This window comes from Microbacterium paraoxydans, assembly GCF_019056515.1.
In the GTDB taxonomy this organism is placed as follows: Bacteria; Actinomycetota; Actinomycetes; order Actinomycetales; family Microbacteriaceae; genus Microbacterium.
This window is the reverse complement of the sequence record NZ_CP064873.1, coordinates 745280-771828: the sequence shown is the minus strand read 5'-3', so window position 1 is coordinate 771828 and position 26549 is coordinate 745280. Positions and strand designations below refer to the sequence as shown.

The following is a 26549-nucleotide window of genomic DNA, read 5'->3' as shown; positions in this document are numbered from 1 at the left end:
CGCTTCCTTGCGCGTCTCCGGGCATCGTCGCCGCGGAGACGGTGATTCCTCGAAGGTACCCAGCGGTCCGGCCGATGCCAAGAGTCCGAGGTTGCGATCCGGTATCGACGCGGCACCGCCCTCGATCCGGTAATGTCCAGAACGTGCCGGACACCACTCCCCGCGTCGTGTGCCTGGGCGAGGGCCTGGTCGCCCTCGTCGCCGCCACCGCCGGACCGCTCGAGACCTGCCGCACGTTCCACCGCTCCCTCGCCGGGGCCGAATGGAACACCGCCATCGCGCTGTCCTCCGCGGGCATCCGCACCGCGGTCGTGTCCCGTGTCGGTGACGACGGCTTCGGACGCTTCCTCACCGCCGAGCTCCGTGCGCACGGCGTCGACGATCAGGCCGTGGAGATCGACCCGATCGCACCGACGGGCCTCTACGTCAAGGAGCTCTCCCCGCGGGCGGACGGCGCCGTGGAAGGGACGATGCACTACTACCGCGCCGGGTCGGCCGCAGCGGCGCTGTCGCCGGCCTCGCTGGAGTCGCCCGTGGCGGTGGACCTGCTCGCCGCGGCGGCCCTCGTGCACACCTCCGGCATCACGCCCGCGCTCTCGCCCTCCGCACGCGCCGCCCAGGAGGCCCTGGTCGCGGCGCCGCGACCGGGCCGTCTCGTCAGCTTCGATCTGAACTGGCGCCCCGCGCTGTGGCGGGGCCGCGAGGACGAGGGACGCGCCGTCCTCACCGATCTCGCCCACCGCGCCGACGTCCTGTTCTGCACCCGCCCCGACGCCGAGGCCGTATTCGGCACGAGCGCACCGGACGAGCTGCGGGCGCTGTTCCCCGAGCCGCGCTACCTGGTCGTGACCGACCCCGCCGGCGCCGTGGCGTTCGACGGCGCGGACCGGGTGGGCAGCGAGGCTCTCGATGCACCGGTGGTGGAGACGATCGGCGCGGGCGACGCCTTCGCCGCCGGCTTCCTCGCCGGCGTCCTCACCGGCCTGACGCTGCACGGGAGCCTGGCCCGCGCCCACCGCATCGCGACGCGCGCGATCGCCAGCACGCGCGACCACGTCGACTGAGCCGGCGGCGGCTCAGTCCGCGGGGTGCCCGCGCCGTGGCGGAACCGCGTCGTGCGTGCGCTGCAGGGACACCGCGACGTGCTCGCCCCGGTGCTGCACGATGCGCACGAACAGCACGTCGATGAGCGCGAGCTGCGCGATCCGGCTCGACATGGCGGCCATCCGGAACGGCGACTCCTGGGCCTGGCTGAGGAGCACGACGTCGGCGAGGGCCGCGAGCGGGGAGTCGGCCGCGCTCGTCACGGCCACCGCAAGGGCGCCCGCGGCCCGGGCGACCTCCAGGGCACGAACCGTCTCGGCCGTCTCGCCGCCGTGCGAGAAGGCGATCGCCACATCCGCGGAGGACCGCAATGCGGCCGCGGTGACCGCGAGATGCGGATCGGCCGAGTGGGTCACGGAGCAGCCGATCCGGGAGAGCTTGAGCTGCAGGTCCTGGGCCGTCAGCGATGACGCCGCCTGCCCGAACAGGTCGATGTGCCGCGCCACGACCACCGCCCGCGCGACCCGGTCGAGGGCGTCCGCATCGAGAGCCCGGGCGGTCTTCTCGATCGCGTCGATCTCCTGGGCCGCGAGCTTCGCGGCGATCGCGGCCGGGCCGTCGTCGCGGTCGATCGCCGTGGAGTCGAGTCCGAACCGGGCCTGCTGCGCCTGGGCCAGGGTGACCGCCCGCGCGACGGCGACCCTCAGCTCCCGGTAGCCGCTGTAGCCGAGCGACTGCGCGAAGCGGGCGACGGTCGACAGCGAGGTCTGGCAGAGCTGCGCGAGATCGTTGATCGCGAGGTCCACCACGAGGGTGGGGTCGCCGAGGATTCTCTCGGCGACGCGTCCCTCCGCCGCGCTGAGCTTGGGGAGGGAGCGCCGCACCACGGCCAGAACGTCGTCGTCCATGCGCTGATCCCGTCTCAACCGGCGGCGGTCGTCCTCTGTCGCGGCCGGAAGCGGCCGAGCAGCGCGTCCCGCGCGGTCTGGGCGCCGAGCCGGCTGGCCGCGCCGACCTCGACGGTGGGCAGCGGCAGCGGCTCCTGCACGGGCAGGCCGACGTTCACCACGACCGCATCCGGGTCCCGGAGCGCGGTCCGCTCGATCAGCGCCCGCTGCGCCGGCTCCGCATCCGGTCGATCCACGAGGACGACCGTCGTGCCGGTCGCCGCGGCGACCTCGTCGATCACGGCGTCCTGCTCGACCACGGGCCGTGCGGCCACGTCGAGCCGCACGCGGATGCCGTCTCCCGCGAGCGCCTCCGCGACGTACGAGGCGGCGCTGTCGACCGCGAGCGTCGAGCGACGGCGGGCATCGATCACCGCCAGGGCCTCCGCGGCCTCGGGGGCATCGCCGGCGAGCGACACGGACCGGCGGACGATCTCGGCGGCGTCGAACGCGGCAGCCTCCTCGTCCGAGGTCGCGCTCGTGCGCAGCCGGGTCGCGAGAGCCGACACCCGCGCGGCGGCCTCCTCGACGCGCTCCCGGGAGAGCGAGCCGTCCCGCAGCGCGGCGACGATCCCGTCGCGGGCGGCGAGGAAGTCGCGCCGGTCCTGGTCGGGAAGAGCGGCCTCGCCGGGGTTGGTCGGGTTGCCGATGCACAGCAGGTCGGCGCCGGCGGCCAGAGCGAGGGCGGCGCCCCCGCCGAGTCCGACGGTCTCGCGGATCGCGGCCATGTCCAGCGCGTCGGTGATGATGACGCCCTGGAAGCCCCACTCCCGCAGCATGCCGAGCACGCGCGGGTTGAGGGTGGCCGGCTGCGCGCCCCACGCGGGGACGACGATGTGCGCGGTCATGATCGCGTCCACCCCCGCCTCCACGGCGGCGCGGAACGGCTCGAGGTGCACGCGCTCGTACTCGGCCACGTCGAGCGCGATCTCGGGCAGTGCGTGGTGGGAGTCGAGGTGGGTGTCGCCGTGACCGGGGAAGTGCTTGACGCACGCGGCCGCCCCGCCGTCCTGGATGCCGTCGACCGTGGCGACGACGTGACGCGTCACCAGCGCCTCCTCGGACCCGAACGAGCGCACGCCGATGACGGGGTTGCGCGGGTCGGTGTTGACGTCGGCGACCGGACCGAGCACGACGTTCGCCCCGACGGCGCGCACGCGGCGGGCGAGTTCCGCCCCGGTCCGCTCCGATGCGACGACGTCGTCGAGGGCGCCGAGCTGCGCGGCCCCGGGGAGGGTGGAGCCGCTCCCGGACTCCAGGCGCGTGACGCTGCCGCCCTCCTCGTCGACGCCGATCAGGGCGTCCGGGTTCGCGTTCAGGATCTGCGCGCTCAGCGCGGGCAGTCCCTCGCCGACGTTCTGGCCGAAGTACACGACACCGGCCAGGCCGTCGCGCAGCTCCTCCACGAGCCAGGCGGGGGCCGTGGTGCCGAGGAATCCGGGCCAGAGCACGCCGTTCGCGAGGCGCTCGAGCTCGTCGGTCATCCCTTCACCGCCCCCGCGACCATGCCGGCGGAGAGCCGGCGCTGCACGATGACGAAGAAGATCATGACGGGCACGGTGATGATCGTCGAGGCGGCCATGATGCTGCCCCAGTCGTTGGAGTACAGGCCGAAGAACGACTTGAGGCCGATCGAGACCGTGTACTGGTCGGTCTGCGCGCCGAGGATCGTCATGGCGAAGATGAACTCGTTCCACGCCGTGATGAAGCTGAAGATGCTCGTCGCGACGAGACCGGGCATCACGAGCGGCAGGAGGATCGAGCGGAACATCCGCCACCAGCTCGCGCCGTCGATGTAGGCGGCCTCTTCGAGCTCGACCGGGACGGCCGCGACGAAGCCGCGCAGCATCCAGATGCCGAACGCGAGCGACAGCGCCACGTAGACGACCATCAGGCCGATGATGCTGTTGAGCAGACCGAGGCTCTTCACCTGGAGGAACAGCGGGATGACGAGTGCCTCGAGCGGCACCATCTGCACCACGAGGATCATCATCAGCACCGTGGTGCGGAACTTGAAGCGGAAGCGCGCGACGGCGACCGCCGCGAGCAGGCAGACGATGGCGCTGACGAGCACCGTGACGAGGGCCACGATCGCCGAGTTGCGCAGGTACGTGCCGAAGCCGCCCTCCGTGAGCACGAAGGCGAAGTTGTCCCACGTGAACTCCTGCGGGAGGAGCGACTGCCCGCCGCTGGACGCCTTGGCGTCGAAGGCGCTGGAGACCATCCAGTAGACGGGGAACAGCGTGAAGACGAGGACGGCGGCGACGCCGATGCCGAGTCCGATCCGCGACCGGAGCCTGGGGCGGGGGTTCACAGCTCGTCCTCCTTCATGAGGGAGCGGATGTAGACGATCGTGATGCCGATCAGGACGAGGGTCAACAGCACCGCGAGCGCGGCACCGAATCCGTAGCGGTTCTGACCGAACGACTCCACGTACGACCACACGCCGAGGTTGAGCACCTGACGGTTGCCGCCGCTGCCGCCGGGCATGAGGTACACCTGCGCGAAGACCTTGAAGTCCCAGATCGTCGACAGGATGATGACGACGGAGAAGACGGGCTTGAGCGTCGGGAAGATGATCTTCCAGAAGCGGCGCCACGCGCCGGCCCCGTCGAGCGCCGCCGCCTCGAGCATCTCCTTCGAGACGCCCAGGAGCCCGGCGAGCACGGTGATGGCCACGAACGGGAAGCCGTGGTGGACGACGTTCAGCAGCACGATCGCGTAGAACGACCACTGGTTGGTGAACCAGTTGACCTGGCCGTCGATGAGGCCGAGGTCCTGCAGGACGCTGTTGAAGATGCCGCGGTCGGCATCGAAGATGAAGGTCCAGACGTACGTGCCGGTCACGGCGGGCATCGCCCACGCGACCATGATGCAGCTGGAGACGATGGTGCGCCACACGGTACCCAGGCGCGCCAGCAGCAGCGCCACGAGGGTTCCGAGTGCGACGGTGGTGAACACCGCGACGGCGGCGAAGCCGACCGTGTTGGGGAGCACCACCGTCCACAGGGTCGGATTGGTGAGCGCCTCGGCGTAGTTGGCCAGCCCGATCCAGTTGCTCTCACCGGTGTTGATCTCGCGCAGACCGTAGTCCTGCAGCGAGTAGAGGAACACCTGCACGAGCGGCCAGAGCATGAGCCCCGCGAGGATGATCAGCCCGGGGGCGAGGAGGAGCCAGGGGCGGGCCGTGACGATCGAGAGACCGCGACGCTTCCGGCCGCCGGCCACGGAGGCGGAGGAGGGCTCCGCCTTCGTGGCCGGCAGTGGCGCTTGCACCATCGACATGGAAGGAATGGTTCCTTACTGGTTGAGCAGTTCGGTCATCTCGGCGGCGGCGTCCTTCGTCGCGGTCGCGACGTCCTTCTGCCCGCTGAGGATGGCCTGGATCATGGCGTTGGTGGTCTTCTTCGCCTGCACGGCGCCGAAGTTCGGCGTGACCGGGACGGACGCGCCGCCGTCGACCATCTGCTCGGCGAACGGAGCGACGAGCGGGTCGGTCGAGGCGAGGGCCTCCTCCATCGCGGACTGGACGCCCGGGAAGTAGCCGGTCTCGTCGGACCACTGCTCGGCGAACTCACCGGTGGTCATGAGCTTGACGAACTCCCACGCGAGGTCGGCGTTCTTCGTGGTGTTGAACACCGACAGGTGCGAGCCGCCGAGCACGGACGGAGCGATGCCGCCGTCCTGGCCGGGGATCACGGCCGCGCCGATCTTGCCCTCGAGCTCGGGGTTGGCCTCGATGAGCGCGTTCGGCGTCCACGAGCCGGAGAGCATCATCGCGACGTTGCCCTGCGTGAAGGCGTCCCGGAGGTCGGTCTCCTTCCACGTGGTCGCACCGGCCGACGAGAAGCCGTGCTCGGTGGCCAGGCCCGTGTAGAACTCGATGCCGGCCTGCGACTCGGCGCTGTCGAGCTCGCTGGTCCAGGTGTCGCCGTCCTTCGTGGCGATCTCGCCGCCGGCGCCCCAGACCCAGGGGTAGACCTGGAACTCGGCGTCACCCGCGACGGGGAAGGGCAGCATGTCGGGCTTGGCGGCCTTGATGGCCTCACCGGCGGCGACGATGTCGTCCCAGGTCTTCGGAGCCTCGAGACCGAGCTCCTCGAAGACGTCGGTGCGGTAGACGATGGAGCGGACACCGGCGTACCACGGCATGCCGTAGAGCTCGTCTTCGTAGGTGCCCGCGACCGCGAGGCCCTCGACGAGGTCGTCACGCAGGCCGTCCTCGGCGTCGACGTACTCGTCGAGCGGGAGGAGCGCGCCGGCGTCGGCGAACTCCGCGGTCCAGGTGGTGCCGGTCTCGGCGATGTCCGGGGTGGTGCCGCCGGCGATCGAGGTGACGAAGCGGTCGTGGGCGTCGGCCCACTGGATCTCCTCGATGGTGACCTTCGCGCCGGTCTCCTCCTCGAAGGCGTCCGACACCTTGTCGTAGAAGGCGGTCGCGTCGGGGTTGGTCCCCTTCATGATCCAGACCGTCAGCTCCTGGCCCTCGCCATTGGTCGAGCCGTTGTCGCCGCTGCCGCCGGCGCAGCCGGCCAGAGCGATCGTGGCAGCGGCGCCGAGCGCCACCGCCGGAAGAATGCGCTTGTGCATGGGGGGATCTCCTCTTTGAAAGTCCAGGTGTGCATCGGGTGCGTACCGGGGATAGGAAAAAGTATTCACGACTAACTAATTCCCTGCAAGTTCCTCCCAGAATCGTCATACCCCCGTAACATCAGGCCTCCGGGGTAGGCTCCCCGCATGCCCCGCCGTGGATCAGACGCCGACCGCTCTCCGCTCCCCCGGCACGCACCGCCGTCGACGCGCGGCCGGACCTCCCGGGTCCTGCGGGGCCTCGGGATCGGGCTCGCCGTCGTCCTCGTCTCCACCGCGGCGGTCGCGGGATTCCTCGTGTGGGACGTGTTCAACCGGGTGGGCGACGGCGCCGTCACCCTGGAGGGCGCCCCGCAGGTCGACCCGCCCACGGTCGGCGCCTACCCGGACGACAAGGCGTTCAGCATCCTCATCGTGGGGACGGACGAGTGCGGCCCGAAGGCGACCGCGCTCTTCGACGAACGCTGCGCCGAAGCCGACGGCCGGAGCCGCAACGACGTCAACCTCCTCGTGCACGTCTCGGCGGCGCCCCGGAACGTGACCGTCGTCTCCCTCCCCCGCGACCTCGGCGTCCCCGTACCCGAGTGCACCCGCGAGGACGGCTCCGTCGCGTCCGCGATAGAGAAGGCGTCGATGAACGCGCTGTTCGAGCACGCCGGCCTCTCCTGCATCGCGAAGACCGTGAGCGAACTGGGCGATATCCCCATCGAGTTCGCCGCCAAGATCAGCTTCGACGGCGTCATGGCCGTCACCGACGCGATCGGCGGCGTCGAGGTCTGCATCGCCGGCGACGGCATCCGCGATCGCCACACCGGCATCGACTGGCCGGCGGGCCTGCGGACGGTCTCGGGCGTGGAGGCCCTCCAGTTCATCCGCACCCGGCACGGCGTGGGGGACGAGAGCGACCTCGCGCGCATCTCCAACCAGCAGCAGTACATGTCGCGGCTGGCCAAGAAGGTGCTCAGCGAGGACACTCTGACCGACATCCCCAAGGTGCTGCGACTGACGAACGCCATCGCCGACAACATCGATCCCAGCGACGAGCTCGCCGACCCGCTGCGCCTGGCCCAGCTCGCACTCGCCCTCAAGGATGTGAACTTCAGCGACTTCGTGTTCGTGCAGTACCCGAACATCGCCGATCCGTTCGACGACGACAAGGTCGTGCCGGACGAGGAGGCCGCGGCCGCGCTGTGGGACGCGGTGCGGGCCGGACAGCCGCTCCAGCTCACCGGCGACGTGACGACGCACCGCGGCGTGGAGCTGGTCACCCCCGCGCCCACGGCGCCGGAGACGCCGGAGACGGAATCCACTCCCGAGGCGAGCGCCACGCCGGACGCGCGCGCGACGCTCCCGCCGGAGGTGTCGGGGCAGACCCTCGAGCAGGAGACCTGCGCGGTGGGCAACCAGCGCTGATCGCCACCGCCCCGGCGTAGGCTCGACAGCATGGGACGGACGCGATCACGGGACGCCGAGCACCCGCAGACCCGCCTCGACCATGGCGGCCTCGCCCGGATCGTCCCCTCGGAGTTCACGAGCGGCTACGAGCTCGTCGTGGACGACACCCCGCAGTCGCACGTCGACCTCGACGACCCCACGCACCTGCACTTCGAATACATCGTGCGGATGGGCGCGGTGATCGACCAACTCCGCCCCGGGTCGCTCACCGCGGTGCACCTCGGCGCCGGGGCCCTCACCATCCCCCGCTACATCGACGCGACCCGCCCCGGGTCGCGCCAGCAGGTCATCGAACTGGAGGCCCCGCTGGTGCAGCTCGTCCGCGAGCACCTCCCCCTGCCGAAGGGGGCGGCCATCCGGTTGCGCATCGGCGATGCGAGGGAAGGGGTCCGGAAGCTTCCGGCGGCCCTGCACGGCGCGTGCGACCTCGTCGTCTCGGATGTGTACTCGGGCGCGCAGACACCCGCCCACCTCACGAGCGTCGAGTTCTACCGGGAGCTCGCCGCGCTGCTCGCCCCCGGCGGCGTCCTGCTCGTCAACGTCGCCGACGGTCCCGGTCTCGCGTTCGCCCGTCGACAGGCCGCGACCATCGCCGAGGTGCTCCCGGAGATCGGGATCCTCGCCGACACCCAGGTGCTCAAGGGCCGCCGCTTCGGCAACCTCGTGGTCGCGGCATCCGCCGCCGCTCTCCCGACGGAGTGGCTGCCCCGGATGCTCGCCGCGGGTCCGCATCCCGCGAAGATCGCCCAGGGGGACGAGGCCCGCGCCTTCCTCCAGGGCGCCCGGATCGTCACGGACGCCGACGCCGTCGCGTCCCCGCGACCCGATGCCTCGCTGTTCCTGCGCTGATCGGGCGCGCCGCCCCGAGGAGCGCGGAAGCGGCAGGCAGACTGGACGGGGACAGGTGCGGGGACGCGCGGAAGGAGAGCAATGAGTTTGATCCGGGGATACGACCGGGAGAGCCTCCGCGAACAGGTCGATCTCGACGAGTGCGCGGCACGCCTGGCCGAGATCGAGGAGCAGCGCAGCCTTCCCGCCCTGCTGGAGCGGGTCTGGCTGCTGAAGGTGCTGGGACGCCTCGACGACGCCCTCGCGCTCGCCGACGAAGCCGTGCGGCAGGCCCGGATGGCCGGTACCCGCAAGGACGTGCTCCGCGCCCGTGTGCTGCACGCGACGATCCTGCAGTACCGGGGCGCATACGCCGCCGCCGAGCAGGAGCTGGCCACGTGCGCCGCGGAGGCGGAGGGGCAGCGCTGGCTGTCGACCGCCGCTTTCGCCTATCAGCACCACGGCAAGAACGCCTACGACGCCGAGGACTACGAGACCGCGCGGGAGAGCTTCAAGCAGTCGCTGTTCCTGCGGCGCGAGTCCGGCGCGGAGGACCGGGAGCTGGAGACCGTGCTCCTCGCCATCGAGGCCGTGGAGCGCCGTCGTCCGGCGCAGCTCGTCGCCGGCTGACGTCGTTGCGCCCGAGTGTCCGCGGCATGCCTTAGCCTGAGCGCATGGCGGAACTTGACCGCGTGCGGGTCTGGGGCGAGGCACTGATCCGGTTGCATCTCGACGACAGCTGGTCGTTCGACTTCGACCATGCCAAGCGTCGCGCCGGCCAGTGCGACTACACGCGCAAGCGCATCACCGTGTCGCGGTATCTCGCCGCCCGCTTCGAGGACGACGAGATCCACCAGGTGCTCCTGCACGAGGTGGCCCACGCCCTCGCCGGACACCAGGCCGCCCATGGCCCCGCCTGGAAGCGCGTGGCGCGCGACCTGGGCTATGTCGGCGGCACGACGCACCGCGGGGAGACCGCCGTCGAGCTCGCTCCGTGGGTCGGCCGCTGCCCGGCCGGTCACGTCACGTATCGACACCGCCGCCCGAGCCGGGCCACGTCCTGCGCCCGCTGCTCCCGCACGTTCGATGCCCAGCACCTCTTCGCCTGGACGCGTCGCGAGATCACGACCGACGCCCGCCTCGCCGCGCAGGCCCCGCGCTGAGGGCCGAGGGAGCGGGGTCGCCTGCTCAGACGGCTGAACCGCCGGAGCGCGGCTGCTCTTCGGACGCGGAGGCGTCCTCCTCGGCCGGCGCGGCGTCCTCCTCAGCAGGCGCGGCGTCCTCCTCCGCGTCCGAGGGTGCCTGACCGGCGGCCGCGTCTCGATGTGCCGCGGGTTCGGTCGACGGGGTCAGCCCGGACTCCGTCTCGGTCTCGGCTGCGGTCTCGTGGTGACGGCGGCGTCGACGAACGAGCGCGGTGAGACCCCGCCAGCCGAGCAGGAACACGCCGAGCACGAGCGTCGCCACGATGACGAAGGGCACCTCCGCGGTGTCTCCGCTGAGCAGACGCAGCAGCATGCCGACGACGACCGTCACCACCCACACCACCGCGCCCCACGGCAGCGACCACGGCCGCCGCGGCCGTGCGGGGAGCAGCAGCGCAGCGGCGTGCCCCAGCAGCAGGGCCACGAGGAACGGCCACGCCGTGAGGAGGAACCCTGCCGGGTCCTCCTGGTGGGAGGCGCGACCGATGGCGGCGAAGACGAGGACGAGGACGGCGTCGACGAGGAGAGCGGGGAGGAACCTCATTCCTCGACCCTACGCGGATCGCGTGCTCACTCGAAGCGCGTGAACCGCCCGCCGCGCAGAACGGGGACGGCGTCCACCGCGTCCAGGACGGCGGCGTCCGCGGTGCTGGTCGGCACCAGTCCGGCGGCCCGGATGCGATCGGTCGCGGAGACCCCGGCCTGCAGCTCTCGTCCGGAACCCGTGGCCCCGATCAGGTGCTTCAGCGCACGCCGCAGCGCGCGGAAGCCCTCTGCGGCCACGGCGGCGTCCGGTGCCGTGTGGTCGATGCCGAGATCGGTGAGCGCCGCCGCGATCGCTCCGGCCCCGAGCTGGTCCTCCACGGCGACGCGCAGCTCCCCCGCGGCATCGAGCTCGCCGGCCGGGACGAGCGCGACCGAGGTGCGGCCCTGGCGGCGTTCCTGCTCCACCTGCACGGCCCTGGCCACGGCACCGGCGTTGCGGATCGAGCCCAGCAGGACCGTGGCCCCGGTCGGGGCGGCGGCCGCCACCGCCGCCCCGTTCCGCGACCAGTCGAGCGCTCCGGCCAGCTCGATCTCCGCTCCCGCGGCCACCGCATCGGCGACCGTCGAGGAGAACCGGAGGACGTCGATCACCACGACGACGTCGGCCGGGGCGAGACGGGCGAGCCCGGACACCCCCCAGTCGAGTCGGACCTGGTACGGGGACTGATCGAACGGCGACGGCATCCGTCCAGCCTAGAGCCGTCAGTCCGCCGCGAGTGCCTCGACCGGAGCCACCCTGGTCGCCAGCCGGGTCGGCGTCGCGGCGGCCACGAGCGTGAGCAGCGCGGTCGCGGCGATGATGATCACCACGGGAAGCCACGGCACCTGCGGGGCGATCAGCCCGGCGGGCGTGAACTCCGGCAGGACCGGAACGGAGCCGAGCAGCGACTGGGCCGCGATCCACCCGTAGAGCACCCCGAGCACGAGACCGGTGAGGGTCGCCGCCACCGTGATGTGCGTCGCCTCCAGCAGCACCATGCGGCGCACCTGGCGGTTGGACAGACCGATCGAGCGCAGCAGTCCGAGCTCGCGGCGCCGCTGCACGACGCCGATGGTGAGGAGGTTGACGAGGCCGACGGCTGCGATCACGGCCGAGACGGCGACGAGCACCATCATGATGGCCGCGAAGGCGTCGTACGGCGCGAAGAACTCCGCCGGGATCTCCTCCGTGGTCTGGCTGGTCATCAGGCGCTTCGACGACTCCAGCGCCACCGCGAACATCGTCACCAGGGTCACGCCCATGACGACGCCGATGGCCATCCGCGACGACCGCTCCGGGTACCGCAGGGCGTTCTCGGCCGCGAGTCGGGCGGTCGCGCTCGAGCCGAACAGGCGCCCCACGAGGCGGAGCACCGGCGGCATGAACAGCACGGATCCCAGGGCGAGCCCGGTGAAGGAGAGGATGCCGCCGAAGAACGCGACCACGACACCGAGCGGTGTGACGAGTCCGAGGACAACGCCGCCCGCGAGCAGAGCCGCGCCGGAGATCAGCAGCACCCAGGCCCCGACATGGCGACCCTTGCGCCCGGAGACCTCGTCACGGGTGCGCTCGACGGCACCGCCCAGAGCCTGCAGCGGCGTCACCGCGAGCACGCGACGCGACCCCACCCAGGCGGCCGCCCAGGTGGTGAGCGCGACGCCGACCGCCGGGAGGGCGAGAGCGGGCTGGGCGAGCGAGAAGGACGACGGCGAGGTGGCGACGAGCTGCCCGCCGAGCTGGACGGCCGCCGCGGAGAGGAGGAGTCCGGCGAGCAGGCCGAGCCCCGCGCCGAGGAGCCCGACGACGAGCCCCTGCCGGCCGACCTCCGCCCGCTGCGCACGAGCCGTCGCCCCGATGAGACGCATCAGCGCGATCTGCCGGGTGCGGCCCGCGATGATCGTCGAGAACGTGTTCGCCGTGACGATCGCGGCCACATACATCGCGACGGCGGTGAGCAGCACTGACAGGATCGCGACGACGACCGCGAGCGTGCCGCTGTCGCCGATGAACGGATCGGCCTGGAGCACGGCGCCGATGTAGGCCGTGATCTCGACGAGGAAGACGCCGAACGCGGACGAGAGCGCGGCGACGAGGACGCTCGCGCCCATGCCGCGGTCGCGGAGCCAGGCCAGCCGGGGTCCGGTCGTCCGCGTCTCCGGGACGACCGTGGCGAGCGCGGTCATGCCGACACCTCCGCGGCGAGCATGTAGGCCGAGATCTGCTCCGCGGTCTGCCGCGGGTGATCCGCCACGATCCGGCCGTCGCCGAGGTAGAGCACCCGGTCGGCGTGGCTCGCCGCGATCGCGTCATGCGTGACCATCGCGATGGACTGGCCGTGCTCCCGGCTGGCGGCCGCGAGCAGGCGCAGCACCTCCCGTCCGGTCTGGGAGTCGAGGTTGCCCGTGGGCTCGTCCGCGAACACGAGGTCGGGGGCGGTGGCGAGGGCCCTGGCGATGGCGACGCGCTGCTGCTGCCCTCCCGAGAGCTGGTGCGGCCGGTGGCCGAGGCGCTTGCCGAGGCCGAGCGTCTCGATGAGCCCGTCGATCCGTGCCCGCTCGATGGCGCTGGGGCGGCGGCCGTCGAGCTCGAACGGCAGCAGGATGTTGCCGAGGGCGTCGAGCGTGGGGACGAGGTTGAACGCCTGGAAGATGAACCCGACGCGGCGGCGGCGCAGGATGGTCAGGTCGAGGTCGCCGAGGCCCGTGATCTCGGTGTCGCCGATCCACGCCCGTCCCTCCGTCGGGCTGTCGAGGCCGGCCATGATGTGCATGAGGGTGGACTTGCCGGATCCGGACGGACCCATGATGGCGGTGAACTGTCCGCGGCGGATGCCGACGCTCACGTCGTCGAGCGCGCGGACGGTGCCCTCGCCCGAGCCGTAGGTCTTCTTCAGGTGCTGGACGCGGGCGGCGAGCCCGAGGTCGGTGGTCGTGATCTCCATGTCCACGACGCTATTTCCGCGCCCCCGCTCGTCGCGTCGCCCGCCGGAAGCATCCCGCTACATCGGGAGGATGATCCCGCGTCCTCCCGGCCCACCCCCTTACGTTCCTCCCACCCCTCTACGGACCGCCGCAAGGGGCCGGGTCGAACGGAAGGGGGTGGGTCGGCGTCAGGCGAGGCCGTGCTCGAAAGCGAACACGACGAGCTGCACGCGGTCGCGGAGCGCGAGCTTCGTGAGGATGCGGCTGATGTGGGTCTTCACCGTGGCCTCGCTGAGGAACTCCCGCGCGGCTATCTCGGCGTTCGAGAGTCCCCGGGCGGCGAGCGCGAAGATCTCCCGCTCCCGCTCCGTCAGCTCGGCGTACTGCGGCGGCACGGGCTTCGGAGCCTCCGCGAAGTGCTCGAACAGTTCCCGGGTAGCCGAGGCCGCGATCACGCTCGACCCCGCGTGCACGGTCCGGATCGCGGCGAGCAGGAACTCCGGATCGGCGTCCTTGAGGAGGAAGCCGCTCGCCCCCTGCCGGATCGCCCGCGCCGCCGCCTCGTCGAGGTCGAACGTGGTCAGCATCACGATGCGCGGGGGTTCCGGGCGAGACAGGATCTCCGCGGTCGCGGTCAGCCCGTCCATGACCGGCATCCGGATGTCCATGAGCACCACGTCCGGCCGGGTCGCGGCGACCACGTCGAGAGCCTCGCGCCCGTTGCCCGCCTCCCCCACGACCTCGAGGTCCGGCTGGGAGGCCACGAGCATGCGGATACCGGCCCGGAACAGCGCCTGGTCGTCGACGAGCACGACTCTGATCACTGCGGGGCTCCGATCGGAAGGCTGCTCTGGACGACGAACTGCGCACCACGGCGCTCGGTTTGCAGACTACCGCCCACGAGCTGGGCGCGCTCGCGCATGCCGATGAGCCCGTGTCCTCCGGGGGTCCCCGGCGTCGACTCCGGCGAGACGGTGTTGCGCACCTCGATGTCGACGCGATCCGGGAGCCACGCGAGATGCACGTCCACCGCGCCGTCGCCGTGGCGGATCGCGTTCGTCAGCGCCTCCTGGAGGATCCGGTAGACCGCGAGCTGGATGGCCCCCGGCGGCTCCCCCGGAGGCATGGGGTCGACCGTGACCCGCGGCTCGATGCCGGCCTGGCGCACCTGGGCGAACAGCGTCTCGAGATCGGCGAGGGTCGGCTGCGGACCGTCGCCCTGCCGATGACGGAGCTGGGTGAGGAGCATCCGCACGTCGCTGAGTGCTCCGCGCGCGGTCTGCGCGATCGTGCCGAGGGCCTCCGTCGCGATCTCCGGCTTCACCGCCGCGGCATAGCGGGCACCGTCGGCCTGGGCGATGACGACGGCGAGCGAGTGCGCCACGACGTCATGCATGTCCCGGGCGATGCGCACCCGCTCCTGCTCCTCGGCGGCCAGGGCCTCGGCCTGCAGCTGCGCCGAACGCGTGCGCCGGTTGCGCAGCACGACCCGCCAGAGGAGGCCGCACACCCACGCGAACCCCAGCGCCATGATGGAGGCCGCGACGAGCAGGGTGCCTCCGGTCACGAGCTCCCAGCCGCTGCCGGAGCCGAACATGACGCCCCCGACGACGACCATGTACAGCGCGGCGACGATGCCGCCGACGATCACCGACCCGAACCCCCACCAGAGCACGCGGCGGGTGCCCCACGCGGAGGTCGCGTACAGCACGAGGAGGATCGCGAAGTCGGTCGGCAGCGGTCCGAACCCGGCGAGCATCTGCACGACGGCTCCGGCCCAGGCCGCGGCGAGCGCGAGACCGGGGGCCAGACGTCCGATCGCGACACCGCCGAACAGGAACACCGACGACGAGATCAGACCGATGACGTTGACCGCGGAGGACCCGGCCACGTCCGGCTGGGGCGCATAGAACACGACCCCGAGCGGCGTCAGAAGCGCGAACAGCAGCACCGCCCCGACGATGTCGAGGACGAGGCCGGTGCGAGACAGCGGACGGATCACTCCCCCACGCTACGCGAGCGGCTCGGGCGCGGCATCCGTCGCGGGATGTATCCGTCAGGCGCGGGCGAGGATCTCCCCGTGCGGCACGAGGAACCAGCCGTCGCCGTCGTCGGCCCAGCGCTTCCAGGCGTCGCTGATCTCCTGCAGGTCGGCCGCGGAGGCCATCTCCTCGTCCACGAGCTGCCGGGCGAGCGCCGACTCCAGGATGCGGTCGGCCCACATCCCGCCCCACCAGGCGCGCTCGGACGGCGTCGCATAGCACCAGGTCGACGCGGTCGCCGTGACGTCTTCGAAGCCCGCGGCGCGTGCCCAGGCCAGGAGGCGGCGGCCGGCATCCGGTTCTCCGCCGTTCGCCCGGGCGGCGGCGCGGTACAGCGTGAGCCACCGGTCGAGCTCCGGCAGGACCGGGAACCACAGGAAGCCCGCGTAGTCGGCGTCGCGGGCGGCGATGAGTCCCCCGGGCTTCGCGACGCGGCGCATCTCGCGCAACGCCTGCACCGGATCGGCGACGTGCTGCAGCACCTGGTGCGCGTGCACGACGTCGAAGGAGTCGTCGGCGAAGCTCAGCGCGTGCACGTCCTCGACGGAGAAGGCGATGTTCCCTACGTCTCGCGCGGCGGCGAGGTCGCGGGAGAGGGACAGCGCGGCGTCGTCGATCTCGGTCGCCGTGACGTGCGCGACCACCCCCGCGAAGTCCACCGTGATCGATCCGGGCCCCGCTCCCACGTCGAGGAGCCGGGTCTCCGCCGTGAGGTGCGGTCGAAGGTAGGCCGCCGAGTTCGCGATGTCCCGCACACTGTGCGAGCGGAGGACGGATTCGTGGTGTCCATGCGTGTACGAGGCCATGCCCTCAGTCTGGCACTCCCGCCGACCCACCCCTTTCCGTATGTCCCGGCCCCTTCCGGACGCCCGCAAAGGGCCGGGTCGGCGCGAAAGGGGTGGGTCGACGCGCTAGAGCGAGGAGACCATGCGGCGGATCGCTTCGCGGTCGGGCTTGCCGGAGGAGAGGACGTCGAGCTCGTCCACGAGGATCAGGCGGGACGGACGCGCGTGGGCGCCGATCTCGCCGGCCACCGCCTCCCTGGCCTGGGCGAGCTGCTCGGACTCGCTGCGCCGCAGGGCCTCCCCGCGTGCCGCGACGATGACCGAGGCCTCCCCCCAGCGCTCGTCGTCGACCGCCACGACCACGGCCTGATGCAGCCCGGGCACGGCGCGGACGATGCGCTCCACCCGGTCGAGCGAGATGTTGATGCCGCCCGACACGATCACGTTGTCCGCGCGACCGTGCACGCGCACCACGCCATCCTCGATGAGCCCGAGGTCGCCCGTCCGGTACCAGCGGATTCCGTGCTCGTCCCGCGCGAAGGTGCGCGCAGTCAGCGCCGGGTCGCCCAGATAGCCCTCCGCGAGCATGGGACCGGCGATCCGCAGCTCGCCGTCGACCGCCCGGACCTTCACGGTGTCGAGCGGGACGCCGTCGTACACGCAGCCGCCGCTGGTCTCCGTCGAGCCGTAGGTGCGGACGAGACGCACCCCGAGGTCAGCTGCCCGCTCCCGCAGCGGCTCCGGGAGCGCCTGGCCCCCGACGAGGATGGCCTCATACGCCTGCAGCGCCGCGAGCACCCCCGGCTCGGCACTCGCGTCGAGCAGCGTCGCGATCTGCGCCGGGACGAGGGAGGTGTACAGGGCCGGGAGGACGCCCGCGGTCGTGGCGTGCCTCATGCTCCGCGTGGCCTCGGCGAACGCCCGCGGTGTGAACCGTCCCTCGATCCGGGTCGGCTCCGTGCCCGCGAGGATCGAGCGCACCATCACCTGCAGCCCCGCGACGTAGCCGGCCGGCAGGGCGAGCAGCCAGCGACCGCTGCCGATCCGGGCGGCGGTGGCCTCTGCACTCGCCCGCAGGGCCTCGCCACTCAGCGCCACCCGCTTCGGGACGCCGCTGGATCCGGAGGTCGCGATCACTGCGGCGATGCCGTCGTCCACCTCCGCCGGAGCGTCGGCGAGCATGCCGAAGCCGAGAGCCGGTCCCTCGTCGAGAGCTCGGAGCAGCGCCTCCCGCAGGAGCACGGTGTCTTCCGCGTCGGTCGGGATGAGGGCGGTCACGATCGTCTCTCCGGCTCAGTAGTGCCAGGGGAAGGACGACCAATCGGGGGCGCGCTTCTCGAGGAACGAATCCCGCCCCTCCACCGCCTCGTCCGTGCCGTACGCGAGGCGGGTGGCCTCGCCCGCGAACACCTGCTGCCCGACGAGCCCGTCGTCGACGGCGTTGAAGGCGAACTTGAGCATCCGGATCGCCGTCGGCGACTTCGTCAGCACGGTGCGCGCCATCTTCAGCGCCTCACGCTCGAGTTCGGCGTGCGGCACCACGCGGTTCACGGCCCCCGCCTCGTAGGCCCGCTGCGCCGAGTACTCCTCGGCGAGGAAGAACACCTCCCGCGCGAACTTCTGTCCCGTCTGCCGGGCCATGTAGGCGGAGCCGTACCCGGCATCGAAGCTGCCGACGTCGGCGTCCGTCTGCTTGAAGCGCGCGTGCTCCCCCGACGCGATGGTCAGGTCGCACACCACGTGCAGCGAGTGCCCGCCACCCGCCGCCCACCCGGGGACCACGGCGATGACGACCTTCGGCATGAACCGGATGAGCCGCTGCACCTCGAGGATGTGCAGACGCCCGACAGCCGCCGCGGACGCTCCGCTGACGACGGCGGTCTCGGCGTCCGAGTATTTGTACCCGTCGCGGCCGCGGATGCGCTGATCCCCTCCGGAGCAGAACGCCCAGCCGCCGTCCTTCGGGCTCGGTCCGTTGCCGGTCAGCAGCACCGCCCCGATCCGCGCGTCCTGTCGCGCGATGTCGAGCGCCCGGTAGAGCTCGTCGACCGTGTGCGGGCGGAAGGCGTTGCGCACCTCGGGCCGGTGGAAGGCGATGCGGGCGACCCCGCCGTCGCGGCTCACGTGCGCCGTGATGTCGGTGTAGTGCTCGGCGCCGGGCGCCAGCTCCCACTCGGCGGGATCGAACAGGTCGGAGACGAAGGCATCGGTCACGGTCTTCAGCCTATTCCCCGGGCACGCGCCGTCTTCATCCACCCGTCGACGATGTCCCAGGCCGGGAAGGCCACCAGGCCGACGCCGGTGATCACCGTGAGCACGCGCATCGTGTCGGCATCCACCCCGTTGTCCGTGAACACGAACTCCAGGAAGGCCGGGTTGAGGAGCTCGCCCTGCAGGAGCAGGGTGAGGGCCCACACGGCGAAGGCGACGGCGAGGACGGTGTTCACGACGGCCGCGGCGACGGTCCACCGCCGACGCGCGTACACGGCGACGGCCAGGACGGCCTCCGCGATCATGAGCGCGAGGAGGATGCCGATGCCCACCGGCCAGAGCGCGGGCGCCAGGATCGGGATGGGGTCGCCGCCGGTCGGGAAGAATCCGAGCGTCGCGTCCCACACGATCGCGCCGATGCCGGCGAGGAGGAACACGAGCGAGGCGATCACGTCGGCGCGGGCGGCCCCGTGCTCCGTCGGCTCCGGAAGCTGGTCCACGTTCCATCGCACGCCGGTGTCGGCGCCGGCGCGCTCCAGCACGACGAAGACGAGCGTGACCCAGAAGCACAGGTGCACGATCACCGACAGCGTGACCGAGACGACCGCGCCGATGACCTCGCCGGGTCCGCCGCCGGTGATCAGCTGCCCGATCGCGACGCCCACCGCGGCGAACGGCGGCACGATGAACAGGAGCAGCTTCAGCAGCCGCCACCAGGTGAGGTAGTACCGAGGGCCGATGAGGTGCAGCGGGCGGTCGGCGTATCCGGCGGCGAGGATGCCCGGGTCGCCGAGGTCGGTGAGGACGGCGCGCTCCGCCTCCTCCGGGCTCTCGCCCTGTTCCCGCCGCGCGTCGACGGCGTCGGCGATGGCGGCTTCGAGTTCGGCGCGGACCTCGTCCTGCGTATCCGGCGCGAGGCTGCGGATCGTGGCGCTGATGTAGCGCTCGGTGAGGGTGCTCGCGGTCATGTCAGTTCTCCTCGGGGGTGAGGGAGGCGATCGCGGTGGTGAGCGCGCGCCATTCGTCGGTGAGGGTGTCGGCCAGCCGGGTCCCGGCCTCCGAGGTGCGATAGAACTTGCGGGGCCGGGCCTCGTCGGTGTTCCACTCGCTCGTCAGGTACTCCTGCTTCTCCAGACGGCGGAGCAGCGGATAGAGCGTGTTCGCATCGGTGGCGAACCCGCGGCTCTCGAGTTGCTCGAGCAGCGCATACCCGTACTCCGGCGTGCGCAGCAGCTGCAGGCAGGCGAGCACCACGGTGCCGCGGCGCAGTTCCTGCAGATGCGTGTCGAGCGTCTCATTCATGTCGATCACAGTAGTGTGTGTCACACACCATTGTCAACGGCACATATACGCGCGACATCCTGTCGAGGGGTCGTGGCGCACAATGGGGTCATGATCCCCGCCGTCACGGAGCTCCTCGATTCCGCCCGCGTCGTCGCCCTGCCGATGCAGACCCGCTTCCGCGGCGTCGACACCCGGGAGGCCCTGCTGTTCGAGGGGCCGGAGGGCTGGGCGGAGTTCTCCCCGTTCGTCGAGTACGACGATGCCGAGGCCGCGACCTGGCTGGCCGCCGCGATCGACTACGCCTACGCGCCGCAGCCCGCGCCGCTGCGGGAGCGGGTCGGCGTCAACGCCACCGTGCCCGCCGTCGACGCCGCCCGCGTGCCCGAGGTCCTCGCGCGGTTCTCCGGGTGCCGGACCGCGAAGGTCAAGGTCGCCGAGCCGGGACAGGTGCTGGCGGACGACGTCGCCCGGGTCCAGGCGGTCCGCGAGGTGCTCGGGCCGGAGGGTCGCATCCGGATCGACGCGAACGGCCTCTGGAATGTCGACGAGGCCGAGCACGCCGTGCACGCCCTCGCCGCCTTCGATCTGGAGTACGTCGAGCAGCCCTGCGCGTCGGTGCCCGAGCTCGTCGAGCTGCGCCGGCGCATCGCCTACATGGGGATCCCGGTCGCCGCGGACGAGAGCATCCGGAAGTCCGGCGACCCCCTCGCCGTCGCGCGCGCGGGCGCGGCGGACATCGTCGTCATCAAGGCCCAGCCGCTGGGCGGCCTGACCCATGCCCTGCAGATCGTCACCGCGGCCGGCCTCCCCGCGGTCGTCTCCAGCGCCCTGGACACCGCGATCGGCCTGTCGCAGGGGGCCGCGCTGGCCGCCGCGCTCCCCACCCTCGACTACGACTGCGGTCTGGGCACGGCCTCCCTGTTCCAGGACGACGTCGCCGACCTCCGCCCCGTGGACGGCGCGATCCCGGTGGGGCGCCTGTCCCCCGACCCGGCAGCGCTCACCCGGCTCGCCGCCGCGGACGAGCGTCGGGAGTGGTGGCTGGCCCGACTGGCCCGCTGCCACCACGAGCTGCTCGCAGCCCGCAGCGCCTAGGACTCGACGAGGAGCTCCACGAGCCGCCCGAGCTCCTCGCCGCCGGAGTGCCGCAGGGCCGCGTCGTCACGACCGGCCATGGCACCGCGGACCGTCATGCCCTCCCAGAGGATCATGAGCATGCGCGCCGCATCGGTCGCGGGCAGCCGGAGACGCAGCGTGCCCGCCGCCTCCACGATGTCCTCCACGATGCGCGCGATGCTCGCCACCATCTCGCGCTCCTGGGCGAGGTACGCCTCGCCGAACTGCGGATCGCGCAGGGCGCGGATGCGGATCTCGCTCATCAGCATCACACCCAGGCGGTCGTCGCTGCCGAGCTCCATGATCTGCTGGACGAGATCCTTCGGGTCGCAGTCGTCGGCGAGCTCACCGTCCGCCCGCATCTGCTCCACGCGAGTCCGCACGGCTGCCACCCTCGCGTCGGCGACCCCGGCCGCGAGGGTCAGGAACAGCTCGTCCTTCGAGTCGAAGTTCGAGTAGAACGCCCCGCGCGTGAAGCCGGCGCGCTCGCAGACCGCCTCGACCGAGGCACCGTCCAGGCCGACCTCGGCGAACACCTGCGCGGCGGCCTCCAGCAGACGCGCCTTCGTGTTCTCCCGGCTGCGGGTGGCGGGTGACGACATCGGAACCTCCTGGCCTTCCCTCTCGACGATTCACACCCGGTGCACAGACTCCGGATGGCGGATGACCTTACGATACATCTATGTATCGGATACACCTGTGTATCCACCCGGCACCCCACGGAGATTCGCGTGTCCACACTCCTCTCGTCCCTCGGACGCTGGTCCTTCCGCCACCCATGGCGCGTCCTCGTCTCCTGGCTCCTCGCCCTCGGCATCGCCGGAGCTGGAGCCGTGGTCCTCGGTGCCGGCACCGACAACACGTTCTCCATCCCCGGGACCGAGTCCCAGGCCGGCCTCGAGCAGCTCTCCCGCTCCTTCCCCCAGGTGAGCGGCACGAACGCCCAGTTCATCGTCGTGGCCGCGGACGGCGACGAGATCACCGATGACGCGTACCGCGAGCCGATCGAGGACGCCGTGTCGGAGCTCGGCGACCTCGACGAGGTCCTCGCCGCCACCTCGCCGTACGACGAGATGGTCAACGGCATGATCAACGACGACGACACGGCGGCAATCGTGCGCCTGCAATTCGACGGCGAGTCCACCGACGTCTCCGAGGAGACGAAGGACGCCCTGCGCTCCACCGTCGACGAGCTCGCGGCAGAGCTCCCCGACGGTGCGCAGGCCTCTCTCGGCGGCGACCTCTTCGCGATCTCGATCCCCGGCGTCACGCTCACCGAGGCCGTGGGCCTGCTCATCGCGCTCCTCGTGCTCATCGTCACGTTCCGCTCGTTCGTCGTCGCCGGACTCCCCCTGCTCACCGCCATCCTCGGCGTCGGCATCTCCATGGCCGGGATCTTCACGGCGACCGCCTTCGCGACCGTCTCCTCCACCACGCCGCTGCTCGCCCTGATGCTCGGGCTCGCGGTCGGGATCGACTATGCGCTCTTCATCGTCGCGCGCCACCAGGACCAGGTCCGGGACGGCGTTGAACCTGAGGAGTCGGCCGCCCGCGCGGTCGGCACGGCGGGATCGGCGGTCGTCTTCGCCGGCGTCACCGTGCTCATCGCGCTGATCGGCCTGGGCTTCGCGGGCATCCCGTTCCTCACCACCATGGGCGTCGCGGCGTCCGTGGCCGTCGCGGTCGCCGTGGCGATCGCGGTGACCCTGACCCCCGCCCTGCTCGGATTCCTCAAGGGCCGCGTGGCCGGACGGCCGAAGCGCGCGAAGGCCCCGAAGAAGGCGGCCGCGAAGGACGCCGTCACGAAGCCCCGCGGCAGCCGTCGGTGGGTGGAGGGCGTGACGAAGCACCCCGTCCTCGTCTCCCTCGCGGTCGTCCTCGGACTCGGCATCGTCGCCGTCCCCGCCCTCAGCCTCGACCTCGCCCTGCCGAACGCCGGCGTCCTGCCGAAGGACTCCGAGGCACGGCAGAACTACGACCTCGTCGGCGAGCAGTTCGGCCCCGGCTTCAACGGCCCCCTCATCCTCACCGGCACCATCGTCACCTCCACCGACCCCCTCGGTCTCATGGAAGACCTCGGAGACGCGGTGGCCGAGGTTCCCGGCGTGAAGGAGGTCGCCCTCGCGACGCCGAACGAGACCGCCGACACCGGCATCGTCCAGATCATCCCGGAGACGGCTCCCGACGACCCCGCGACGGCCGACCTCGTGCGCGAGCTCCGCAGCCACCACGACGAGTGGCTGGACGAGTTCGGCATCGACCTCAAGGTCACCGGTTTCACCGCCGTCGGCATCGACATCTCGGATCAGCTCGGGGCGGCTCTGCTGCCCTTCGGGATCTTCGTGATCGGTCTCTCGCTGATCCTCCTCACCATCGTGTTCCGCTCCCTCTGGGTGCCGATCACCGCCGCGGCGGGCTACCTGCTGTCGATCGTCGCCGCCTTCGGCGTCGTCGGGGCGGTCTTCGAGTGGGGATGGTTCGCCGACCTCCTGCACGTCGCCAAGGTCGGCCCGATCATCAGCTTCATGCCGATCATCCTCATGGGCGTGCTCTTCGGCCTGGCGATGGACTACCAGGTGTTCCTCGTGTCGCGGATGCGCGAGGACTTCGTGCACGATCCCGACCTCCGCCAGGGTGCGGGATCGGTGAACCGCGCCACCCGGCGGGCCGCAGCTCTGCGCGCCGTACGGAGCGGGTTCACCGGGTCGGCGAAGGTCGTCACGGCGGCCGGCCTCATCATGTTCGCGGTGTTCGTCGCCTTCGTGCCCGAGGGCGACTCCTCCCTCAAGCCCATCGCCCTCGGACTCGCCGCCGGCATCGCCTTCGACGCCTTCCTCGTGCGCATGACGCTGATCCCGGCGCTCATGGCGATCCTCGGCGAGCGCGCCTGGGAGATCCCGTCGTGGCTCGAGCGGATCCTCCCCCGGGTGGACATCGAGGGCGAGGCGGTGGAACGCGAACGGCACCTCGAGGCGTGGCCGGGCGACGGGTCGCTCGTCGCGGCCGATGACCTGGAGCTCGGTGCCGGCCCCTCGGCGACGGAGGGACTGTCGCTGCGGCTCGCGCCCGGCGCAGCCCTCATCGCGAGTGGCGGGGATGCCGGGACGCTACAAGCCCTCGCTCTCACCGTCGGCGCCCGCATCGCCCCGGCCGACGGACGCCTCCGCGTCGCCGGACACCTGCTCCCCGGTCGTGCGGCCTGGGTCCGTTCCCACGTGGGCTGCGTGCTCGCGGGAGACGACGCCCCGGTGCTCGCCGACCTCCGCGAAGCCCTCCGCGGTCGTTCCGAGCTCGTGGTGATCGACGGCGCGGACCGGCTCCGCGGCGGCGAGCGCGACCAGGTCGCCGCGATGCTGCGCGATGCGAGGTCGCGCCGAGAGCTCGCCGTCTTCGCCACCGCCGTCGATCCCGACGCGGCCCGTTCCCTCCTCACGGACGCCGGATGGCCGTCCGCCGACGTACTCGACACGCGCGCGCCCCGCCCGAGCGCCGCAGAAACCACCGAGGTGCCCGCATGACCCTCCCCCTCGAGCGCGCCCGCTCACGTAAGCCCATCACCTGGCTCACGATCCTCGGCGTCCTGCTGCTGCCCGCCGCGATCGGCGGCATCCTCATGGCGGCGCTCTACAACCCGACCGAGCGCCTCGACTCCATGACCGCGGCGATCGTGAACCTCGACGAACCCGTCGAGATCGACGGCCAGACCGCGCCTCTCGGGCGGCAGCTCGCGTCCGGGCTCGTCGAGGGCTCGGACGATCTCGACTCGAACCTCACGTGGGTCATCTCCAACGAGGAGGACGCCGCCGACGGGCTCGCCGACGGCACCTACCAGGCCGTCATCACGATCCCCGAGGACTTCTCGGCCGCGGCGACCTCCGCGGGTCAGGCGGTCGCGGACGGCGGCGGGGACGCGGAGCAGGCGACGATCCAGGTGACGACGCCCGACGACGGCCTCGTGGCGGACGACCTCATCACCGGGCAGATCGCCGACGTGGCGGCCTCGACGCTCGGCACCACGCTGTCCGAGGCCACGACCGAGAACATCCTCGTCGGCTTCACCACCATCGGCGACCAGATCGGCGACGCGGCGGACGGGGCCCTGGAGCTGGCGAAGGGGGCGCGTGACGCGGCGACCGGTGCCGCGGCTCTCCCGGAGGGTGCGACGCAGCTCGCCGCGGGTGCCGGGGAGCTGGGTACCGGGGCCTCGACCCTCGCGTCCGGCCTCGACACGATCGCGGGGCAGACGCGGCAGGCGGCGACCGGCGCCGGCACCATCGGGGCGGGACTCAGCTCCGGGGCGACCGAGCTCCAGGGCCGGGTCGCCGACGTGCAGCAGCTCACGGGCGGGATCCAGTCGGCGGCCGCGGCCGCAGGATCCGCCGCGGGCGAGTCCGCCGCGGTGGCGCAGGGTCTCGGGACGATGGCGGCCACGGCGTGCGCCGCCGATCCGACCTCGGCGGAGTGCGAGCAGCTCTCCGCCCTCGCGGAGCAGGCGGTGACGGCAGCGACCTCGGCCGGGACCGCCGCCGGCATCCTCAACGACAAGCAGGTGGCCGAGGGCGTGGCCGCGCTTCCCGGGTCCTTCTCCACGCTGGCCACCCAGCTCGGCCAGGCGGGTGCCGGGGCGACCGAGCTCGCCGGCGGGCTCAACCGCCTCGCGACCGAGGGCGTGGACCAGTCGGCCGCAGGAGCGCGGGCACTGTCGTCCGGCGCGACGCAGCTCGCCGACGGTGCGACCCAGCTCGCCGACGGCAGCACGGAGCTCGCCACCGGCCTCGACACCCTCGCGACCGGCACCGGCGACCTCGCGGGCGGACTGCGCACCGCGGCTGACTCCCTCCCGTCCTTCAGCGACGAGGAGTCGACGTCGCTGGCGTCGGTGATCGCTGATCCGGTGGCGACCGACTCCTCGATGGGCTCGCTCTTCGGCCCCACCGCGATCCCGCTGCTCACCGCGGTGGTGCTGTGGTTCGGCGGTCTCGCGTCGTTCCTCGTCCTCCGCGCGCACACGGCACGCACGCTCACCTCACGACGCTCCTCCGCCTCCCTCACCCTCCGCGCGTTCTGGCCGGCCGCGGCGATCGGCGCGGCCCAGGGTCTGCTCGTCTCGCTCATCGTGCAGATCGTGGCCGACTACGACGTCGCGGAGTGGTGGGCCTTCGCGGGAACCGCCGTCCTCGCCGGGGTGGTGTTCGCCGCGGTGAACCAGGCCCTCGTGGCGGTGTTCGGCGGCATCGGACGCTGGATCGCCGCACTGATCGGTGTCATCGCCGTGGCGACGGGACTCATCTCGACCGTGCCCGACTGGCTCGCGAGCATCGGGGCCGCCCTCCCGACCGCACCGGCCTTCGCGGGTCTCGTGGAGGCGAGCGGGGCCGCCGTCGCCGCCCTCGTCGTCTGGGGCGTGCTCTCGCTCGTCGCCACGACGGTGGTCGTCGCGGTCCGCCGCACGACCACGGCGCGTGCCGTCGTCACCGCCTGACCCCGGGCACAGCTGCGGAGATCACACACGACACGCCGCCGGGCACCCCGCTCCGGCGGCGTGTCGTGTGGCGATCTCCGAAACAGTGCCCGGACGCGACGACGGTACCCCGT

The 26549-nt window shown here is 72.0% G+C and carries 25 protein-coding genes; 8 read left to right on the top strand and 17 right to left on the bottom strand.

The annotated features are described in order from the left end of the window. Positions 1-143: 143 nt before the first annotated feature. Positions 144-1064 (top strand): sugar kinase, encoded by a 921-nt coding sequence (locus IZR02_RS03615; protein ID WP_025104416.1) that lies wholly within the window; start codon positions 144-146, stop codon positions 1062-1064. A 12-nt stretch (positions 1065-1076) separates the two neighbouring features. Here IZR02_RS03615 and IZR02_RS03610 read toward each other — a convergent pair whose 3' ends face one another. Genes IZR02_RS03610 through IZR02_RS03590 form a run of 5 tightly spaced genes read right to left on the bottom strand, consistent with a single transcriptional unit; the run spans position 1077 to position 6581 of the window. Beyond that, positions 1077-1952, bottom strand: coding sequence for a MurR/RpiR family transcriptional regulator (locus IZR02_RS03610; protein ID WP_025104417.1), 876 nt, complete (start codon positions 1950-1952; stop codon positions 1077-1079). 14 nt (positions 1953-1966) lie between these two features. Next, entirely contained in the window at positions 1967-3475 is a 1509-nt protein-coding gene (locus IZR02_RS03605) for a glycoside hydrolase family 3 protein (RefSeq protein ID WP_025104418.1), read from the bottom strand. Continuing rightward, a complete protein-coding gene (locus tag IZR02_RS03600) occupies positions 3472-4305 on the bottom strand; it encodes a carbohydrate ABC transporter permease (protein WP_025104419.1) in 834 nt (277 codons plus the stop codon). Before IZR02_RS03600 ends, IZR02_RS03605 begins: the two co-directional genes overlap by 4 nt. Continuing rightward, positions 4302-5276, bottom strand: coding sequence for a carbohydrate ABC transporter permease (locus IZR02_RS03595; RefSeq protein ID WP_025104420.1), 975 nt, complete (start codon positions 5274-5276; stop codon positions 4302-4304). Before IZR02_RS03595 ends, IZR02_RS03600 begins: the two co-directional genes overlap by 4 nt. A gap of 15 nt (positions 5277-5291) precedes the next feature. After that, complete coding sequence (locus IZR02_RS03590; protein ID WP_025104421.1) at positions 5292-6581, bottom strand: sugar ABC transporter substrate-binding protein; 1290 nt, start codon at positions 6579-6581, stop codon at positions 5292-5294. Positions 6582-6728: 147 nt separating this feature from the next. Between IZR02_RS03590 and IZR02_RS03585 the strand changes: the two genes are divergently transcribed. From IZR02_RS03585 to IZR02_RS03570, 4 genes are all read left to right on the top strand, one after another. Further along, a complete protein-coding gene (locus tag IZR02_RS03585) occupies positions 6729-7994 on the top strand; it encodes an LCP family protein (RefSeq protein ID WP_025104422.1) in 1266 nt (421 codons plus the stop codon). 30 nt (positions 7995-8024) lie between these two features. Continuing rightward, complete coding sequence (locus IZR02_RS03580) at positions 8025-8885, top strand: spermidine synthase (RefSeq protein WP_025104423.1); 861 nt, start codon at positions 8025-8027, stop codon at positions 8883-8885. Positions 8886-8966: 81 nt separating this feature from the next. Next, positions 8967-9494 carry a hypothetical protein gene (locus IZR02_RS03575; RefSeq protein WP_062766227.1) on the top strand — a complete coding sequence of 176 codons (528 nt, stop codon included), beginning with the start codon at positions 8967-8969 and terminating at the stop codon, positions 9492-9494. 44 nt (positions 9495-9538) lie between these two features. Then, the gene (locus IZR02_RS03570) at positions 9539-10027 is read left to right on the top strand and encodes a SprT-like domain-containing protein (RefSeq protein ID WP_025104425.1); all 489 of its coding nucleotides are present in this window, start codon (positions 9539-9541) and stop codon (positions 10025-10027) included. 25 nt (positions 10028-10052) lie between these two features. Here IZR02_RS03570 and IZR02_RS03565 read toward each other — a convergent pair whose 3' ends face one another. From IZR02_RS03565 to IZR02_RS03515, 11 genes are all read right to left on the bottom strand, one after another. Further along, entirely contained in the window at positions 10053-10613 is a 561-nt protein-coding gene (locus IZR02_RS03565; RefSeq protein ID WP_025104426.1) for a DUF3054 domain-containing protein, read from the bottom strand. 26 nt (positions 10614-10639) lie between these two features. Next, on the bottom strand, positions 10640-11299 hold the full coding sequence (locus IZR02_RS03560; RefSeq protein ID WP_025104427.1) for a 2-phosphosulfolactate phosphatase: 660 nt from the start codon (positions 11297-11299) through the stop codon (positions 10640-10642). An 18-nt stretch (positions 11300-11317) separates the two neighbouring features. Beyond that, positions 11318-12778 carry an ABC transporter permease gene (locus IZR02_RS03555; protein WP_025104428.1) on the bottom strand — a complete coding sequence of 487 codons (1461 nt, stop codon included), beginning with the start codon at positions 12776-12778 and terminating at the stop codon, positions 11318-11320. Continuing rightward, positions 12775-13536 (bottom strand): ABC transporter ATP-binding protein, encoded by a 762-nt coding sequence (locus tag IZR02_RS03550; RefSeq protein WP_025104429.1) that lies wholly within the window; start codon positions 13534-13536, stop codon positions 12775-12777. The genes IZR02_RS03555 and IZR02_RS03550 overlap by 4 nt, the downstream gene beginning before the upstream one ends. 168 nt (positions 13537-13704) lie before the next feature. Continuing rightward, entirely contained in the window at positions 13705-14340 is a 636-nt protein-coding gene (locus tag IZR02_RS03545; RefSeq protein ID WP_025104430.1) for a response regulator, read from the bottom strand. Continuing rightward, positions 14337-15518: a sensor histidine kinase gene (locus IZR02_RS03540; RefSeq protein WP_025104431.1), complete on the bottom strand. Its 1182-nt coding sequence runs from the start codon at positions 15516-15518 to the stop codon at positions 14337-14339. The genes IZR02_RS03545 and IZR02_RS03540 overlap by 4 nt, the downstream gene beginning before the upstream one ends. 54 nt (positions 15519-15572) lie before the next feature. Further along, on the bottom strand, positions 15573-16364 hold the full coding sequence (locus tag IZR02_RS03535; protein ID WP_025104432.1) for a class I SAM-dependent methyltransferase: 792 nt from the start codon (positions 16362-16364) through the stop codon (positions 15573-15575). A gap of 105 nt (positions 16365-16469) precedes the next feature. Continuing rightward, on the bottom strand, positions 16470-17621 hold the full coding sequence (locus tag IZR02_RS03530) for an AMP-binding protein (RefSeq protein WP_025104433.1): 1152 nt from the start codon (positions 17619-17621) through the stop codon (positions 16470-16472). Between the two features lie 15 nt (positions 17622-17636). Beyond that, positions 17637-18557 carry a 1,4-dihydroxy-2-naphthoyl-CoA synthase gene (locus tag IZR02_RS03525; RefSeq protein WP_025104434.1) on the bottom strand — a complete coding sequence of 307 codons (921 nt, stop codon included), beginning with the start codon at positions 18555-18557 and terminating at the stop codon, positions 17637-17639. A 5-nt stretch (positions 18558-18562) separates the two neighbouring features. Continuing rightward, positions 18563-19522 (bottom strand): permease prefix domain 1-containing protein, encoded by a 960-nt coding sequence (locus tag IZR02_RS03520; protein ID WP_025104435.1) that lies wholly within the window; start codon positions 19520-19522, stop codon positions 18563-18565. Between the two features lies 1 nt (position 19523). Next, a complete protein-coding gene (locus tag IZR02_RS03515) occupies positions 19524-19856 on the bottom strand; it encodes a PadR family transcriptional regulator (RefSeq protein WP_029989612.1) in 333 nt (110 codons plus the stop codon). Positions 19857-19946: 90 nt separating this feature from the next. Between IZR02_RS03515 and IZR02_RS03510 the strand changes: the two genes are divergently transcribed. Next, positions 19947-20933 (top strand): o-succinylbenzoate synthase, encoded by a 987-nt coding sequence (locus IZR02_RS03510; protein ID WP_025104437.1) that lies wholly within the window; start codon positions 19947-19949, stop codon positions 20931-20933. Here IZR02_RS03510 and IZR02_RS03505 read toward each other — a convergent pair. Continuing rightward, positions 20930-21556 carry a TetR/AcrR family transcriptional regulator gene (locus IZR02_RS03505; RefSeq protein ID WP_025104438.1) on the bottom strand — a complete coding sequence of 209 codons (627 nt, stop codon included), beginning with the start codon at positions 21554-21556 and terminating at the stop codon, positions 20930-20932. The two genes, IZR02_RS03510 and IZR02_RS03505, sit on opposite strands and share 4 nt — an antisense overlap. A gap of 129 nt (positions 21557-21685) precedes the next feature. Between IZR02_RS03505 and IZR02_RS03500 the strand changes: the two genes are divergently transcribed. Together IZR02_RS03500 and IZR02_RS03495 are read left to right on the top strand one after the other, a co-directional pair. Next, positions 21686-24472: an MMPL family transporter gene (locus IZR02_RS03500; protein ID WP_025104439.1), complete on the top strand. Its 2787-nt coding sequence runs from the start codon at positions 21686-21688 to the stop codon at positions 24470-24472. Beyond that, a complete protein-coding gene (locus tag IZR02_RS03495; RefSeq protein WP_025104440.1) occupies positions 24469-26436 on the top strand; it encodes a YhgE/Pip domain-containing protein in 1968 nt (655 codons plus the stop codon). Before IZR02_RS03500 ends, IZR02_RS03495 begins: the two co-directional genes overlap by 4 nt. The last annotated feature ends 113 nt before the right edge of the window (positions 26437-26549 follow it).